At 64.0% G+C, this 15,725-nt stretch carries 12 protein-coding genes and 1 pseudogene; 6 read left to right on the top strand and 7 right to left on the bottom strand.

Going from position 1 to position 15,725, the window contains the following annotated elements; all coding sequences use genetic code 11:
• Nucleotides 1-53 precede the first annotated feature (53 nt).
• Entirely contained in the window at nucleotides 54-2,981 is a 2,928-nt protein-coding gene (locus F3Y30_RS12440; RefSeq protein ID WP_203423019.1) for an autotransporter outer membrane beta-barrel domain-containing protein, read from the bottom strand.
• A gap of 584 nt (nucleotides 2,982-3,565) precedes the next feature.
• On the opposite strand from F3Y30_RS12440, the gene F3Y30_RS12435 reads away from it, so the two are divergent.
• The gene (locus F3Y30_RS12435) at nucleotides 3,566-4,012 is read left to right on the top strand and encodes a DCC1-like thiol-disulfide oxidoreductase family protein (protein WP_203423018.1); all 447 of its coding nucleotides are present in this window, start codon (nucleotides 3,566-3,568) and stop codon (nucleotides 4,010-4,012) included.
• 197 nt (nucleotides 4,013-4,209) lie between these two features.
• Nucleotides 4,210-5,990 (top strand): annotated as a pseudogene (locus tag F3Y30_RS12430) (ABC transporter ATP-binding protein/permease).
• A gap of 10 nt (nucleotides 5,991-6,000) precedes the next feature.
• On the opposite strand, the gene F3Y30_RS12425 reads toward F3Y30_RS12430, so the two are convergent.
• The gene (locus F3Y30_RS12425) at nucleotides 6,001-6,837 is read right to left on the bottom strand and encodes a universal stress protein (RefSeq protein WP_203423017.1); all 837 of its coding nucleotides are present in this window, start codon (nucleotides 6,835-6,837) and stop codon (nucleotides 6,001-6,003) included.
• Nucleotides 6,838-7,020: 183 nt separating this feature from the next.
• Between F3Y30_RS12425 and F3Y30_RS12420 the strand changes: the two genes are divergently transcribed.
• Nucleotides 7,021-8,748 carry an adenylate/guanylate cyclase domain-containing protein gene (locus F3Y30_RS12420; RefSeq protein WP_203423016.1) on the top strand — a complete coding sequence of 576 codons (1,728 nt, stop codon included), beginning with the start codon at nucleotides 7,021-7,023 and terminating at the stop codon, nucleotides 8,746-8,748.
• Nucleotides 8,749-8,775: 27 nt separating this feature from the next.
• Here F3Y30_RS12420 and F3Y30_RS26710 read toward each other — a convergent pair whose 3' ends face one another.
• Entirely contained in the window at nucleotides 8,776-8,994 is a 219-nt protein-coding gene (locus tag F3Y30_RS26710) for a hypothetical protein (protein ID WP_348649842.1), read from the bottom strand.
• Nucleotides 8,925-10,610: a heavy metal translocating P-type ATPase gene (locus tag F3Y30_RS12415; protein ID WP_348649841.1), complete on the bottom strand. Its 1,686-nt coding sequence runs from the start codon at nucleotides 10,608-10,610 to the stop codon at nucleotides 8,925-8,927. The genes F3Y30_RS26710 and F3Y30_RS12415 overlap by 70 nt, the downstream gene beginning before the upstream one ends.
• 249 nt (nucleotides 10,611-10,859) lie before the next feature.
• On the opposite strand from F3Y30_RS12415, the gene F3Y30_RS12410 reads away from it, so the two are divergent.
• Complete coding sequence (locus F3Y30_RS12410; RefSeq protein WP_203423015.1) at nucleotides 10,860-11,315, top strand: pyridoxamine 5'-phosphate oxidase family protein; 456 nt, start codon at nucleotides 10,860-10,862, stop codon at nucleotides 11,313-11,315.
• A gap of 43 nt (nucleotides 11,316-11,358) precedes the next feature.
• On the opposite strand, the gene F3Y30_RS12405 is transcribed toward F3Y30_RS12410, so the two are convergent.
• Nucleotides 11,359-12,342, bottom strand: a complete 984-nt coding sequence (locus tag F3Y30_RS12405; protein ID WP_203423014.1) for a zinc-dependent alcohol dehydrogenase family protein — start codon at nucleotides 12,340-12,342, stop codon at nucleotides 11,359-11,361.
• Nucleotides 12,343-12,405: 63 nt separating this feature from the next.
• Nucleotides 12,406-12,561, bottom strand: coding sequence for a hypothetical protein (locus F3Y30_RS12400; RefSeq protein WP_203423013.1), 156 nt, complete (start codon nucleotides 12,559-12,561; stop codon nucleotides 12,406-12,408).
• A gap of 280 nt (nucleotides 12,562-12,841) precedes the next feature.
• Between F3Y30_RS12400 and F3Y30_RS12395 the strand changes: the two genes are divergently transcribed.
• A complete protein-coding gene (locus F3Y30_RS12395) occupies nucleotides 12,842-13,852 on the top strand; it encodes an ABC transporter ATP-binding protein (RefSeq protein WP_246752729.1) in 1,011 nt (336 codons plus the stop codon).
• Nucleotides 13,853-13,957: 105 nt separating this feature from the next.
• On the opposite strand, the gene F3Y30_RS12390 is transcribed toward F3Y30_RS12395, so the two are convergent.
• Nucleotides 13,958-14,986 (bottom strand): aldo/keto reductase, encoded by a 1,029-nt coding sequence (locus tag F3Y30_RS12390; protein WP_246752728.1) that lies wholly within the window; start codon nucleotides 14,984-14,986, stop codon nucleotides 13,958-13,960.
• A 111-nt stretch (nucleotides 14,987-15,097) separates the two neighbouring features.
• Here F3Y30_RS12390 and F3Y30_RS12385 point away from each other — a divergent pair, with 111 nt between their 5' ends.
• Nucleotides 15,098-15,673 carry a TetR/AcrR family transcriptional regulator gene (locus tag F3Y30_RS12385; RefSeq protein WP_203423012.1) on the top strand — a complete coding sequence of 192 codons (576 nt, stop codon included), beginning with the start codon at nucleotides 15,098-15,100 and terminating at the stop codon, nucleotides 15,671-15,673.
• Nucleotides 15,674-15,725 lie beyond the last annotated feature (52 nt).

The raw sequence follows: 15,725 nt of genomic DNA, 5'->3' as shown, positions 1-15,725 counted from the left end.
TCCCGTGTCTTTGCGGGCCGGGACGCGCTGCGGCCGGCTTCCGTCCGATCCCGCTACCATTTGATCCTGAGACCGATCTTGCCTTCTACGCTGTCGAAATCGGTACCGCCGAGACCGAACTCGTAGGACGCATTGGCATAGACGCGGACATTGTCGCTGACATCAGCCGTGATGCCCGCCCCCAGCTCGAGCGTCGTGGTGTTGTCGTCGCTGGTGAAGCTGTCACCGTTGAAGTGGACGGTGTCCCCCGAGGTGAACGAATGCCACAGATTGGTGAGGAGGAACGGCTTCACCGTGCCCGTATCGGTCTTGTACTCCGCCTGCAGGCGCCCTCCGATGCGGCCGATGACGGCATTGCCGCTGTTGATGTCGACCTTGCCGCCCGGATCGGTGAACTCGTCGAAGCTCTGATGGGTGAAGATGATCTGGGCCTGCGGCTCGATCGCCCAGGTATCGTTCAGCGCAAAGATCTTGCCGGCCTCGAGCGAAGCGGTAATCGCCGAACCGTCGAAGTCCGAACTGAAGCCGTGCGAATTCGTTTCCACATCGAGCCAGGAATACATCAGGACGGCATCGAGATAGCCATTGCCGGGCCAGGTGTGGGTCCAGTAGCCCGCCACGCTGTAGGCGTCGATGTCGAAGCTGCCGGCATCGTCGCCATGCTGCCCGAGGTCGAAACCGTCGACATCGGCACTCGACCGGCTGTAGCCCGCGAAAATGCCGAGGATGTCGGTCTGCCCGCTGTCATGCGGATTGATGTAGAGGGGCGCTCCTAGCTGGAAGCCCCAGATCGTCGCATCGATGTCGGATTCGGCCCGGCCGCCGACATAGTGCGAGTAGCGCTCGCCGAAGACGCGTGTCCAGATCGCCTGCAGAGCCTCTTCGTCGATAACCCAGGCCTGCTCACCGTGACGTTCATGGAACGTGCCGAGCGTCGTGCGCAGCAATTCCCGCGCAGCCGCCGGAACGGCGACATCGACCGGCACCTCCGGGCGGTAGAGCGGCGCTTCCCCGCTGTTTCCATCGCCGTCACCGTCGCCGTCCCCATCGCCGTCGCCGTCCCCATCGCCATCGCCATCCCCGTCACCGTCCCCATCCCCGTCACCGTCCCCGTCCCCATCGCCATCGCCGTCGCCATCCCCGTCACCGTCCCCATCGCCATCCCCGTCCCCATCGCCATCCCCGTCCCCGTCACCATCACCGTCACCATCGCCGTCGCCATCCCCATCGCCATCCCCATCGCCGTCACCGTCTCCATCGCCATCGCCATCGCCGTCCCCGTCTCCATCACCATCCCCATCGCCATCGCCGTCCCCGTCTCCGTCTCCGTCTCCGTCGCCATCGCCGTCCCCGTCACCATCATCGACGTGGCTGCGCAGATACCAGTTGTCCTCGGTGTCGTCGGTATCGCCGCTGCGAAACAGGAGGTACTCGTAGGCACCGGCAACGACGCGGTGGGAAAGCGAGAATGCGCCCGTCGAAGTCGTCCCGCCGTTCAGCGCCTCGACCACGAGAATGCCGTTCGCCGTGGTCAACGCTCCCGTGCCGTCGAGGTTGATCACGTCGATCCCGGTCGATCCCGTACCCGAGCCGCCGTCGATGATCAGCTTGTCGGATGGGGAATTGTCCGTGTCCAATCTGGTCTGGATCCGCAGCTCGCCGTCCTGGCCCACGTAGTTGCCGACAATCCTGAGGCTGTCGTTCGATCGCGGAGAGCCGTCCGTCAGGTCGATCAGTCCGGCGTTGACGACATCGACCAGCTGGCCGGTGACCGCCGGGCTGATCACGTGGTCGCCGGCACCGGAAAACAGCGTGCTCGTCTGGTCGATGAACAGCTCTCCGCTGCCGGTACCGGTGTCGCCGAGCGTCAGGTTGGTGTTCATCGTCAGCGTCGAGCCGTTCTCGAGGCTGATCAGTTCCCAGTTCACGAGCCGCGCGGGGTTGGACCCCTGCGTATCTTCCCACGTCAGGCTATCGTCACCCAGCCCGCCATTGATTTCGATGTTGCGCAGTTCGGTGTCGGTCTGGCCTGTGATCGTGGCAACGTCGTCGCCGGTTTCCATGTCGATCCCGCTGATCAGGCCGCCGGTCCAGGTCATCAGGTCGTCGTCCTCGCCCGCCCGTAGGTAGGCCTGCACCGAACCTCCCTGAAGCGAAAACTCGTCCTCCCCGGCGCCCTGCTGGATCTCGCCGTTGACGATGCCGCCGATCATCAGGAAGCGGTCGTCGCCGTCGGCCTGCGTCGTGAGCCCGTTGATCGTGCCGCCGTCGTAGTTGGTGATCAGGTCGTCGCCGCTGCCGAGCGCCGTGCGGTTCTGGATCGTGCCGTAGTTCGTGATCGTCGTCTGGCTAGCTCCGTTGATCGTAATGCCCGCGTTGATGGTCGCATCGGCCGCATTGTAGATGGTCGTCGTGCCATCTCCGGTGACCACGATCCCCTGGTTGAAGGTTCCCCTGACGCTCGTCAGCGGCACATCACCTTCGTTGAGAATCGTGTAGTCGCCGTCCCCGATGAAGATGAATCCCGTGTTGATGATCCCGTTCCGGCGATTGATGACGGTGTAGGTACCGTCGCCGTTGACGAACAGGCCGCCGTTGATGTTGGCGGAATTGTCGAAGGTGAGCACAGTCGCATCGGAAAGAGTGACCCGCTGCAGGTTGCCCGCAGCCGTCACATCGAGATCACCGATGTCAAAGAGCTCGAGCGGACCGTTGAAATTCGTTCCGCTGAGAATGTCCACGGTCAAGGCAGTGTACCCGCCGACCGTAAACCCGGTGTCCACATTGCCGCTGCAGACGACCGTGTCGTTCGAAACCGGGACGGCTGGGACGCAGGCGGCCTCTGCCTGTTCGGGTGTGGGGAAAGTGAAGAACGCGGCGAGAGCTGCGGCATAGGCCTTGTTGGATTTGCGGCGGCGCACCGCGATGATCGCGCCCATGCTGTGTGACTTGAAGTAGCTTCTCGGTTTCTTGCGAGCCATAGAATTCCTCAATTCGCTGAACAGGGGTGACGGGTGGTCCGTCATACTGAAATCACTGACCACATGGTCAGGAGTGTCCTGATCTTCAGGCGCTCCTCGCGCCTTATGCGTATTGGGTTGGCAGTCTTCTCCTTCCTCGCCGAAGTTTAACCTGAAGGTGCCGCACGGTATCGGTGGTATCGAGTTGTATTACTTGCTGTAATTTGCGCGCGCCGCAAGGCAGGCTGCACCATCGAGCAGATCGAATGCGAAAAGGGTACGACAAAATCGCCGCAATTTTTGTCGACATCAAGCATACTGTGTCAGAATTCTTTCCGTGAGCAGGACAGACTGCACGAGTACTTCCGCCTTATGGAACAGGCGTCCTCATTAACGGCGAGTTAACGCGCACTACTGTTTCTGACGATCGCGCGGACCCGTTTCCGTAGGGTTTTCCGCCACGTTTCCACACACTGTTCGATGTGTCGGAGATCACATGATCTACAGCAATGATGTGCAGTGTGATCGCGGTCACGGCATCTTGGCTGGGCAATGATCGCGGAGTGATTTAAAAGAATCAGAGTACAATCGGACCAGCGAACAGGATGCAGAAGTACAGCTACCGCAGCGACCCGACCGTCCCTCATTTCCCTGATGACCGGCCGGTTATCGTGTTCGACGGTCAATGCGTTTTCTGCTCTGGCTGGGTCCGGTTCGCTCTTAATGCCGACAGCCGCGGACGCTATCGTTTTCTGACGACCCAGTCCGCGACCGGCGCCGCGCTCTACCGCCATTACGGTCTCGACAGCCACGACCATGAGACCAGCATGCTGATCGAAGACGGCAGAGCTTATCTCCGGTCCGAGGGTTCGATCCGGATGATCGCAGGGCTCGGTTTTCCCTGGACCCTGGTGCGGATACTTTCCGCAATCCCTCGAAGAGTGGCGGACCGTGCATACGAGTTCGTTGCGCGCAACAGGTTCAGGATTGCAGGGCGGAGAGACGCCTGCTTCGTACCCTCGCCGCAGCAGAGGGCGAGGTTCATAGGATGAAGATTGGGCCTTCCAGGATCGCCGGCGTGTATCCCAGCGTGGGCGATACGAGCATTTGGTTGTTTCGCGCGTACTCATGTTCGGGAGCCATCCTGCCGCGGCCGTGAAAACGCCGGTTCGGAGGCAGCGCTTCGAGAGCATGGGTCGGCATCGGCACCTGCCTTTCGCGGTGAAGGGAATGAAGCATGGACAAGCGCATGAGCCCCACGGAGATCCCTCCGGAAGCGAAACTTCTCGATCAGGTCAAGACGATGCGGCGGGCCTTCTGGGCCTCCCCGGTCTGCACGAGGGTTATCGTGCTCGTCGCGGCCAGCATCGCGGTTGTCGTCGCAACCGCTGTCGGACAGGTCATCCTCAACCGCTGGAACAAGCCGTTCTTCGACGCCATCGAGCGCCGCGACCTCGACACCTTCTTCCACCAGCTCGTGGTGTTCGTTGAGATTGCCGGTGTTCTGCTGCTCTTCAACATCACACAGACCTGGCTCAACCAGATGGTCCGCCTGAAGCTCCGTGAGGGCCTGACGCTCGACCTGATCGGAGAATGGATGAAGCCCGGAAGGGCGTTTCGCGTCGCCAATGCCGGTGCCATCGGGGTCAACCCCGACCAGCGGATGCAGCAGGATGCCCAGCATCTTGCGAACCTTTCCACCGATCTCGGCTTCGGTCTCCTGCAGGCCTCGATCCTGCTGGTCTCCTTCATCGGGGTCCTGTGGTCGCTGTCATCCGGCTTCATCTTCCATGTCGGCGGAACGTCCTTCGCCATTCCGGGTTACATGGTGTGGGCGGCCTTCATCTTTGCCGGCACGGCCTCATGCCTCAGCTGGCTCGTCGGCCGTTCGCAGATCACCATCAACACCGAGCGCTATGCACGCGAGGCGGATTTCCGCTTCTCGCTGATGCGAGTCAACGAACACGTCGACGCGATTGCGATCGCGGGCGGCGAGGCGGAGGAGAAGCGCCGCCTCGAAGTCGATGTGGCATCCATTCTCGCCGTGACGCGACGCATCTTCGGAGCGCAGCTCAGGCTCGCATGGGTCGTCGACGGCTACGGCTGGTTCATGGTCGTCGGCCCCATTCTCGTCGCGGCACCGGTCTATTTCGCCGGAAACATCAGCTTCGGCGGACTTATGATGGCCGTCGGCGCCTTCACGCAGGTGCACTCGTCGCTTCGCTGGTTCATCAACAACATCGAGGTCATCGCCGACTGGCGGGCGACGCTCCTGCGGGTGGCGGACTTCCGCAATGCGCTGGTCTCCACCGACCCCGAATTCGACCAGGACCGGCATATCGAGTTTTCAGAGAATTCGGGCGATCACCTCACCTTCGATGCGATCGAGATGAAGTGCCCGACCGGCTCCGCGCGGCTGACGGAACCGCATGTCACGATACGGGCCGGAGAACGGGTGCTGATCACCGGCGAGCCGGGCGTCGGCAAGACCCTGCTGTTCCGTACGATCGCGGGCCTGCTTCCCTGGGGAAGCGGCAGGATCGACATGCCACCGCGCGAAACGGTCGCACTTGTCCCCGCACCCCCTACGTGCCCACGGGCAAGTTGAGGGATGTCCTCTCCTACCCCCGCTTCGGAGCGTTCACCGATACGGATCTTGCCGGCGCGCTTGCCGCCGTCGGGCTCGAACGGCTTTCGGCGAAACTCGACCGCGAGGGCCGCTGGGACCGGACGCTGAGCGAAGACGAGCAGCGCCTTCTCGCCTTTGCCCGGCTTCGCCTGCTGAAGCCGCAGTGGGTCATCATCGACGAGGCGCTCGAGACCATGGACCGCGCCACGCTCCAGCGGGTCCTGTCGCTCTTCGAGAACGACCTGCCGAACGCATCGGTCATCAATCTCGGTAGCCAGCAGCGGGCGCGAGGCTTCTTCCTGCGGGAGCTCCGTCTCATCCGGTCGCCGCAGCCCAAGCGCGATTTCGGCACACCCCCGCCGGCGCACGTGCCCGCGGAGGTGACGCCGGGGCCTGCGTGACCGAGCGGCTTCAGTGCACCATCAGCAGCGGCACCTGCGCCGTGTCGAGCATCTCCCGCGTGACGCCGCCAAAGATCTGTTCCCTGAGGCGCGAGTGGCCGTAACCACCCATCACGATGAGGTCGGCGGCGATGTCGCGCGCATGCGCGTTCAGTACCGCGCTCACTGTGCGTCCGCCGCCCGACAGGCGATCCACCGTCACCGTGATGCCATGGCGCGCGAGATGCGCGGCGATGTCGGCACCGGGCTCCTCGCCCTGGCCGATTTCCGAAGCCCTCGGATCGATCATCGTCACATGAACCATCTCGGCGCCGGCCATCATGCCGATCGCTTCGCGTGCCGCGTGCGCAGCTTCGAGGCCGGAGTTCCAGGCAAGCAGGATCCTGCGCGGTGAAAGCGTCGCCCTGCATCCCTTGGGAACCATCAGGACCGGGCACGGGGAATTGAAGAGACCGCCGTCGACCGCGCCTTTCCTGAGATTGCGCTCGGCCGAAAGCGCTCCGCCGACCAGCACCACGTCCGCATACCGGGCACGGGTGCCGACCTCATCCGACACCCACGCGGCCTCGGTATAGATCTCGGCGAGTTCGTAGGAGATGCCGGAGTTGTTGAGCAGGTTCTGCGCGCGCACCCTGCGATCTCCGAGGGCGGACATGTCGCGCTCCCGTTCTTCGAGCCATGCCTCCGATACGGCCGCGGCATACTCCCCGATCGGTGGCGGCGCTGCGAGTGCCATGATCAGCGCCGAAAGATGGGCGCCCTCGGCCGCACAAAGCTCGATTGCTGATCTCAGATCGTCGTCGGGATCGCCGACGCCGGAAACGCTCAAGACAGTCTTGTACGGCATGACGGAACTCCTTGGCTGATGCGCAGATTATAGCGGTCAGAGTAGCTGGCTGTCATGATCGGGCATTGATTTCCGTCAAGCCGGAAAGCGAAGGATTTCGGTCCAGTATTGTTCGACGCGGATCACGGCACCCTATGCTAAGATCGTCCGTCAATAGGGCACCTGCGATCCGAGGTTCAGGAGATGCAGCGCAAGCTGGCGACCATATTGGTGGGCGACTTCGTCGGCTCCACTCCTGCAATGGAGGTGGACGAAGAGGCAACTGTTTCGAGGGTCCATTCGTGCCTGAGCATCGTCAACGAGATCGTGCGGCGCCACAGCGGCCGCGTGTTCGCTACGTCAGGTGACGCGGCGCTTGCGGAGTTCGAGAGCCCCGTCAATGCGCTCAGGGCCGCAATCGAGGCGCGATGGCGCATGGACGTCGACAGCGGAGTGTCGGCGCGGGACATGCGCTTCGGCCTGCATGTCGCCGACGTCGTGATCGTCGGAGATGACCTGCGTGGTGATGGCGTGAACATCGCCGCCCGGATAGAGGCCTCAGCGGCGCCAGGCGAGATCGAGGTCTCGGGTGCTCTCTATGACCACGTTCACCGCATTTCGCCGTGCAAGTTCGATTTCGTCGGCGAGAGGACGCTTAAGGGCATATCGGAGCCGTTGCGGATCTACCGCGTGGCTGCGGTGATGGACCGGCACGCCTGCCAGGTCGCTCCCACCCGTCCCGAGGCAAGCCTCGTGAACCCTGTCCGGCCGAATTCCATCGCGGTTTCACGCTTTTCCGTCGCCTCCGGAGCGGACCAGGACCAGTTGTTTCTCGCGGAAGGAATAACCGACGACCTGACGCTCGAACTCGGCCGGCTGAAGAGCCTCTATGTCAGTTCCCGCTCCGCCTCGACCGTGTTGACGACCGCCGACCCGGTCGAGATCGGCAGGAAGCTCGGCGTGCGCTACGTGGTCGGCGGATCGGTGCGCAAGACCGGCACCGACATCCGCATCAACATCGCGCTGACGGAGACAGCGGAGGGCCATCTGATCTGGAGCGACCGGATCGTGCGCCCGTTCGACCACATCTTCGACGTCATGGACGAGATCACGGCAAAGGTGGCGGCGACCGTTTCAGGCCGGGTCGAACAGTCGGAGCTCGCGGCCGCGCGCCTCAAGCGCCCCGAAAACATGTCCGCCTATGAATGCTACCTTCGCGGCCTCGATCATCACCGGCTGGTCGGCGTGTCGGACGATCACATCCACAAGGCCATGGGCTGGTTCGAGCGATCGATGAGCGCCGATCCGGGTTTCGGCCGGCCCTTCGCAATGCATGTATGCTCCTGGAGCAACTTGCCGAACTTCGACATGCCCCGCGCCGAAAAACAGGTTGCCCACGCGCTCGATGTCGACCCGACCGACCCTGAAGCGCACCGGATCATGGGCGCGATCAAGATGAAGTCGGGGGACTTCGCCACCTCCCGCTACCATCACGGCAAGGCCTATGAACTTGCGCCGAACAATGCCTACACGATCGGCAGGATTGCTTCGTTCCATCTGTTTTCGGGAGACCCGGAGCGCGCGCTCGAACTCCTCGACCGGGCGGATTCCCTCGATCCGTTCCTGCCGGTCTGGATCGTGGAGGAACGCGTGGCGGCGCTCTACGTGCTTGGGCGGTACGACGAGATGTTGCGGATCGCCCATGCGCTTCTGTTCCAGACCCGCAGGACGCTGATCTACCAGATTGCCGCCGTTTCGGCCCTGGGCGACCTCGATCAGGCGCGCGCGCTCGTCCAGCAGGCGCTGGCGCTCGATCCGGGCCTGTCGACGCAGTATGTACGCCTTCAGGAATTGTACGAGAACCGCGCCATCATCGACGAGCTGGTCGCCCGCGTCCAGCGTGCCGGTCTCCCGCGATCGCCGCCAAGATAACCCCGGTCGCCCGAAGCCCGGCGATGCCTACCGCAGGGCACGCAGGGCGTTCAGGATGACGGCAACGTCGATCGCCTCCTGCGCAAGGGCGCCGGCCACCGGCGGAAGATAGCCGAAGGCGGCGACGATCATTGCGGCGACCGACAGGCCGAGACCGGCAAGCACGCTTTCCAGCGCTATCCTTCGCGTGCGATGCGCCACCCTGACTGCGCCGATGAGATTGTCGAGCCTGTCGACCAGCAGCACGACGCCCGCGCTCTCCGACGATGCCGCCGCCCCCTCGCCCCCATGGCGACGCCCACCGTCGCCGTCGCGAGCGCCGGAGCGTCGTTGACGCCGTCGCCGAGCATCATGACCGGACATCGCTCGGCCTCCCGCTTCACCAGTTCCACCTTGTGAACAGGGTCCAGTTCGCCGTGCGCCTCTGTGATCCCGAGCTGGCGGGCGATCGACGCGACGACGTCCTTCCTGTCCCCCGAAGCGAGAACGACCCGCTCTATGCCGATTTCCCGGAAGGCCTGCAGCATGGCCGGTGCATCGGGTCTTAGCCGGTCGGCGAGCAGGATTATTCCGGCGACCGCCCCATCCACGGCGACGGCGACGACCGCAGCATCGTCGGCAACGCCCTGTCGCAGGGCGTAGGGGTCGCCGCGCGTGCTGTTTTCGCGCACGTAGCGGCTGCCGCCGATGACGACGCGCCGGCCCTCGACGGTGCCCGAGACACCGGTCCCTGCGGCCTCGCGCACGCCCGTCGGCGTGGAGAGCACCAGGTTCCTTCGGTGCGCCCCTTCCACCAGCGCCTCGGCGATCACATGGCTCGACGCCTGGTCCAGTGAGGCGGCGAGCCTCAGCAACTCGTCTTCCCGCCAGCCTTCGACAGTCCTGATGTCCACGATGCGCGCCTGGCCGTAGGTCAGCGTCCCCGTCTTGTCGAGCACCGCCGCCTTCACCTTGGCGAGCGTCTCCAGGGCTTCCCCGCCCTTGATGAGGACACCGAGCTTCGCCGCACGCGACATCCCGGAAATGATGGCGACCGGCAGGGCTAGGATTAGCGGACAGGGCGTCGCCACGACGAGCACTGCAAGTGCGCGCACGCGGTCGCCCGAGACCCACCAGGCCACCCCTGCAATCAGCAGCGTCAGCAGCAGGAACCAGACGGCAAAGCGGTCGGCCATGCGAACGCTCGGCGCCTTGCTCTCCTGCGCCTGGCTGACGAGCCGGACGATATTGGCATAGGTGCTGTCCGTGGCGGATCTCTCAGTCTTGAGATCGAAGGCATTGCCGACATTGGTGGAACCACTGAGGATCTCGTCGGAATTGAACTTCTCCACCGGCACGCTTTCGCCGGTAAGGCTCGACTGGTCGAGGACGGCGATCTCGGAGACGAGCGATCCGTCGACCGGGACGACCTCACCGTGGCGAACCAGTATGAGATCCTTCGGCTTCAGATCGACGACGGGCACCTCCCTGAGCGTTTCGCCGTCGTGGAGCATGGCAGTGCGCGCGACGCGTCCAAGCAGGGTGGTCATCTCGCGGCGCGCACGCCCCTCGGCGTAGCTTTCAAGAAGCTGCCCGCCCGCATACATCAGCGCCACGACATTTCCCGCGAGCGGTTCGCCGAAGGCAAGAGCCGCGGACATGGAGAGGGCCGCGACCAGATCGAGCCCGACCTCCCCTCTTCTCAAGGCCGTAACGATCTCGACGGCCAGTGCGGCGAGAACGGGAAGCGTGGCCACGGTCCACGCCCACTCAGCGGCCGTCTCTCCGGAAGCCATCCAGAGAGCGCCGCCGATCACCAGCCCGCTGCAGGCGATCGCGACGAGCACGGCGCGAGAGGTCGACAATGCGGGCAGGACGATCATCGGCGACCGGTATCCTCGGAACAACTGTTGCAGGCCGCATGCGTGGCGCCTCGAGCAGAGCACGGATGGGCGTTCTCCGCAAAGGCGTCTCTTCCGTCTGCCCGAGAATTCCCGGCTGCCCGTTGACTGGGATCAATGGAAACGGGGGGCATTCGCGCTTTCATGTTCCGACGAGAGCGGCCGATTGGGACGTCACGAACCGTCGGATATGCTAGAGTGCCATCCTGTTCTCGGCGGGGGATGCATGCGATGTTTATCAAGCCGATGAGTTACGAAGATTGCGTCTCGCTGCTCGAAAGCTGTCGATTGGGACGGCTCGCCTGTTCTCATGAGGGGCAGCCCTATGTCGTCCCGATCTACTACGCGTTCTCGAACAACATGCTCTACAGCTTCACCATGCCGGGGCGGAAGGTCGACTGGATGCGGGAGAATCCCAAGGTCTGCGTCCAGGCCGAAAAGCACGGCGGCCCGAGCGAATGGAGAAGCGTCGTCCTCTACGGCCGCTATCGGGAACTGCCCGACACCGGCCAGTGGCACCAGCAGCACATGACAGCGTGGTCGCTGCTCGAGCGCTACGTGAACTGGTGGGAGCCGGGTGGCCTGAAACCCGACACGCAAGCCATCGCCGGAAAATCGGTGCATATCTTCTACGCCATCGAGCCCACCGAGATCACCGGCCGCATGGCCGTGGAACGGGCGTCTTGATGGTGCCGGTCCTGCTCACGCCGAGCAAAACGTCCCCTCGCCATCACGGTACCAGCACTGCGGCACCGCTAAGCCTGCCCGCACGCAGATCGGCGAGCGCCTCGTTTGCCGCGGCCAGCGGATAGGCCGTCGTCCGGGTCCTGACCCTTGCCTGCCGCGCAACCTCAAGGAACTCGGCGGCGTCGGAACGCGTGAGGTTCGCTACCGACGCCACGCTGCGCTCGCCCCAGAGGATCTCGTAGGGCATGGCCGGAATGTCGCTCATATGGATGCCGCCGCAGACGACGTGGCCGCCCTTGCGCACCGCCGCAAGCGCCTTCGGTACGAGATCGCCCACCGGCGCGAAGATGATTGCGGCATCGAGGGACACGGGAGCGGGTTCGCTTGAGCCGCCGGCCCATGTCGCGCCGAGCTCCATCGCGAAGCGCTGGGCCTCGTTGTCCCCGTCGCGGGTGAAGGCATAGACGGCGCGACCCTGCCATACGCAGACCTGCGTGATGATGTGGGCCGCCGCGCCGAAGCCGTATATCCCGATCCGCCGGCCCTCGCCCGCCTTCTTCAGCGACCGCCAGCCAATGAGGCCGGCACACAGCAGCGGTGCTAGCGAAACCGCATCGGCGTCGGGATCGAGGTCGAAGGCAAAGTCGGAGGAGGCAACGGCATGGGTGGCAAAGCCTCCGTCGCGCGTGTAGCCGGTAAAGAGCGGGTTGTCGCAGAGGTTTTCCGCATCCGTCCTGCAATAGGGGCAGCGCCCGCAGGTTTGACCGAGCCACGGGATCCCGACCCGCCGCCCGATCCGCTCGAAGGGTACGCCCTGCCCCACGGCCTCGACGATCCCGACGATCTCATGCCCGGGAACGAGCGGAAGCTTTGGTGGAGGCAGGTCGCCGTCGATCACGTGCAGGTCGGTTCGGCACACCGCGCAGGCCTCCACCCTGACAGCGATTTCGCCCGCCCCCGGCACCGGATCCGGACGCTCCACGCTCTTCAGAGCGCCACCGGTCTCTTCCAGAACCATCGCCCTCAAGCCCGGCCTCCTTCCGCAGACATTTTTCAAACCGAAGCCTTCCGACAAGCGGACAGACCCGGCTCATGCCGGTGAGCCGATCCGCTGCTCCATCGACTGTGTCGGCTGCGGCGGACCGCTCTCGGCAGCGGACCGACTGTAATACAGGTACCAGGAGATCGCGATGAACACAGCCATAAGGGCTGCGACCCAGAGGTTTCGCCACGCGTCGTCGATCATTGAAAGCCCTCCTCCCTCTTCCCGCTCCCGCCGGTTGATGTCCTGCTCATGATTGCAGACTGCAGCGGGTCGTCCTTGCGTCAGGTCAAGCGCCACGAGGAGTTTCGCATATTTTGGAGGCCGGTCCGAGCTTTTCGCGCGCCGCTTCCGCCGCCTTGGACCCTCATCCGCCGGATTTTCCCGGCCGGCATTTGAGCAATATCAAGGCGGCATGCGAGGCCGGCTGCAATGCTCTCCACCGGTCCACGGCGAATGCGCCGTGTCGCGGGTGCGTCGTGACATGAAACCATTGCTCGCCAACTCGGATTTCGCTGCAAGCCTGCTGTCGGCGCGTCTCATCGGCTTCGTCTGGAACGTCAGCGGTCGTCACCAGATCGGCGTCATCCTCATCTCGGTGCTGCTCTTCTCGATCGGCACCGTGCCGCTCGAGCTGCAGCGGCGCATCATCAATATCGCAACCGAGGGCGGCCCGTTCGGCATGATCGCGCTGCTCACAATCGTCTATGGCGTGTTGGTCGTCGGCGAAGGGCTGACCAAGCTTCTCCTCAACATCTACCGCAACTGGATCAGCGAGTCGGCGACGCGGTGGCTCCGCCTGCACATCTTCGAGACGGCAAGGTGCATCGAAGACCACCCGCGGCCCGGGTTCGGGGAAGGCGTCCAGCTGTCGATCATCGTTGCAGAGGCCGAGCCGATCGGGAGCTTCGTGGGCGACAGCCTGTCCCAGTCCTGCCTGCAGATCGGCATCCTGTGCGCGGTGACCGGCTACCTGATCTACCTGCAACCCATGATGGCCCTGGTGACGATGGTCGTGTTCGTGCCCCAGCTCGTCTTCGTGCCGATCATCCAGGGCGCCATAAACTACCGGGTGGTCAACAAGACTTCGACCATGCGCGACGTCAGCGAAGGCATCGTGGCGGCCGGCGGCGCGTTCGACAGCGACGGCGCACAGCAAATGCGCGTGAGCACGATCTTCTCGATCAGCATGGGCATCTACATGCTGAAGTTCGTGATGAACTTCCTGATGAACCTGATGTCCCAGATCGGGTACATCGGCATCTTCGCGCTTGGCGGCTACTTCGTCGTGAAGGGAAAGACCGAAATCGGCACCGTCGTCGCCTTCGTCTCGGGGCTCGGCAAGATCAAGGACCCCTGGGACGACCTCGTGGACTGGTACCGCATGCTCAAGATTACCGAAGCCAAATACGAGCTGGTCCGCAAGGTCACGGACGCGAATGTCCCTGTGGCCTCCAGGGAAGAAGCTGCGTCCGCGCTTGAACTGCCCCAGTGACCGCGCGGCACCGTGCGCTCACCGGGTAAACGGCTGCCGGGGCTCAGTAAACCGCCGACCGGCGGCTCCCCTTGCCCGATAATGAAAGAAAGCCTCGCCGTCACTTCACCGGCACTGCCGGCCAATCGATGAGGTCCAGCTTGCCGCCGGCAAGCGTTCCGGCGCTTGCCGCCACCACATCGTGGGGAAGCCGAGGACGATCGCGCTTGCCGCATCGAGGCGGGCAATCTGGTCCTCGCTCAGCTTCACGTCGATGGCAGCAAGATTGTCGGCGAGCTGCGCGGGCGTACGCGGCCCGAGGATCGGCAGCGTCCCCTTGGACAGAACCCAGGCAATGGCAACCTGGCCGGGCGCAGTCCCGATCTCCTCCGCGATGGCGAGAACCGCATCGACGGTCGCGGTCTTGCGCGCGTCGCTCTCGCCGTGGATCACCACGCCGAGACCCTGCGCCCTTCCCGTCTCGCCCTTGCGATACTTTCCGGTAAGCAGCCCGCCGCCGAGCGGCGACCAGCCGACGGTGCCAAGCCCGAAGGCGGCGGCCATCGGCAGGAGCTCGCGTTCGGCCGTGCGCTCAACGAGGCTGTATTCGAGCTGGAGGGCAGAGATCGGCGCCCAGCCGCGCAGGTCCGCGAGCGTCGCCGCCGTCGCGACCCGCCAGGCCGGGAAATCGGAGAGGCCTGAATAGAGGATCTTTCCGGACCGAACGAGATCGTCGAGGCCCCGGGCAATCTCGTCGATCGGCGTCACGCCATCGGGCATGTGCACCCACAGGAGGTCGATCCGGTCGGTGCCCAGCCGCTTCAGGCTCGCCTCCACCGACTGGACCATCGCCTTGCGGCTGTTGCCGGTGTGGTGAAGCCCGGCACCGTATGTGGCGCCCAGCGAGAATTTTGTGGCGACGACCACGTCCTCACGCTCGCCGGCGATGAATTCGCCGACCATCGTCTCGGACTGGCCGAACTGGTACTGGTCGGCGGTATCGATGAAATTTCCGCCGGCCGCGCGATAGGCGTCGTAGACCGCCTTGGCCTCGTCACGGCTGGACCCGTAGCCCCAGCCGGTGCCGAAATTGCCCGTGCCGAGCGCGAGGGTGGAAACGCGAAGGCCGGTGCGGCCGAACATCCTGTAGCGCATGTGTCACCTTCCTTGATGAGTGAATATGATTTTGCATGACGATCGTCATTTGTTGCATTTAAATTACGATCGTCATATAATTTGTCAAGCAGGAATTCATGAGGATCAAACATGCGCCCCACCAAGGAGCAGGCAAGGGAAAACAGGCAGCGGATCATCGAGACGGCTGCACAGCTGTTTCGCGAGAACGGTATCCACGCCGTCGGCATCGATGCTGTCATGAAGGGGGCCGGCCTGACCCATGGCGGCTTCTACGGTCATTTCAAATCGAAGGACGACCTTGTCGCCGAGGCCGTCTCCCATGCCATCCGGCAAGGCGAGAGCGCGGACCCTGCCATCCCCTCTCTCGAAGCCTTCGCCGCTGCCTATCTCGCGCCCTCGCATCGCGATGCCGTCGGAGATGGCTGCGCCGTCGCCGCGCTCGGCCCTGAGATCGCGCGACTGCCCGCCGGCCAACGTGGGGAGATCACCGACTACGTGCGCAGCCGGATCGCGCTGATCGGGAAACTTCAGGAAGAAGCCGGCCAGAAACCGGACCGCGCCCGCGCGATCCGCGACCTCTCGAGCCTGGTCGGCGCCCTGGTCATGTCACGCCTGGTGGAGGATCCGGATCTGTCGGACGAAATTCTCGAGGATACGCTTCGGATGGTCTCCTCCGGCACCGGAGAAAACTCGGGTATCAGGTAGCGAATGCCACCATTCGGCAACGATGCGGCGTTGGCAGCCTTGCGCCATGTGT

The organism is Sinorhizobium sp. BG8 (genome assembly GCF_016864555.1).
GTDB lineage: Bacteria > Pseudomonadota > Alphaproteobacteria > Rhizobiales > Rhizobiaceae > BG8.
Note: the sequence above shows the minus strand (reverse complement) of the source record. Positions and strands in the feature narration are given on the sequence as shown.